The sequence below is a fragment of the Pseudomonas sp. P5_B2 genome (genome assembly GCF_056400445.1).
Genome location: NZ_JBFULH010001401.1, coordinates 1 through 629 on the forward strand (window position 1 = coordinate 1; position 629 = coordinate 629).

Consider the following 629-nt stretch of genomic DNA (forward strand, 5'->3'; position numbering starts at 1 on the left):
CTCCAAGGCCGCCATTACATTTAACACCCTCGCGCGCAAAGTTAATCGCTGGCCTTTGCAGACCTGTCCGCGAGGACATCTGGAATTCTTCGTTGAGCGACTGGTGCGCCAGAGTGGGCCCGCTGCCCCCGGTGTGACCGCGCGAGTTACGTCAGCACAGAAGCTTTCTTGAGCTTTGCATTCTCGAAGCAGAAGTTGGTCGCGTCGACGTAGCCTTCGGCGCCACCGCAGTCGAAACGCTTGCCCTTGAACTTATAGGCCATCACACAGCCGTTCTGAGCTGTTTCATCAGCGCGTCGGTGATCTGGAAATTCTCCTAAACGATAGATGTTTTTTTGCCTTTTGAAGGATTTCTGGCACCAGCTAGGGATCGTTTAAAAAGTACAAAATTTCAGAGGCTTCATCGAATTCACAGTGCCATTTGTGGGACAATCGACCAATCCAAAGTTGCCCCTCTTATTACTTCTCTAAACACCCACAGCGCACCATGCGTGCGCTTCAAATGAAACCAAGGAACATCTTCGAGACGAGGTGATCCGTCGTCCCGAAACTATTGATAGGTTTTTGATCATGTCTAACGGTCCTGTTTTGATCACTGGGGGCGCCGGTTTTATTGGCTCCCATCTGAC

Annotated in this window: 2 pseudogenes; one reads left to right on the plus strand and one right to left on the minus strand. The window is 51.0% G+C overall.

Features of this window, described 5'->3' with window-relative positions:
- A pseudogene (locus tag AC1DRJ_RS31455) lies at positions 1–172 on the plus strand (hypothetical protein); the annotation flags it as partial.
- Here the strand turns inward: AC1DRJ_RS31455 and AC1DRJ_RS31460 are convergent.
- Positions 147–307 (minus strand): annotated as a pseudogene (locus AC1DRJ_RS31460) (hypothetical protein); the annotation flags it as partial. The pseudogenes AC1DRJ_RS31455 and AC1DRJ_RS31460 overlap by 26 nt on opposite strands.
- Positions 308–629: the final 322 nt, after the last annotated feature.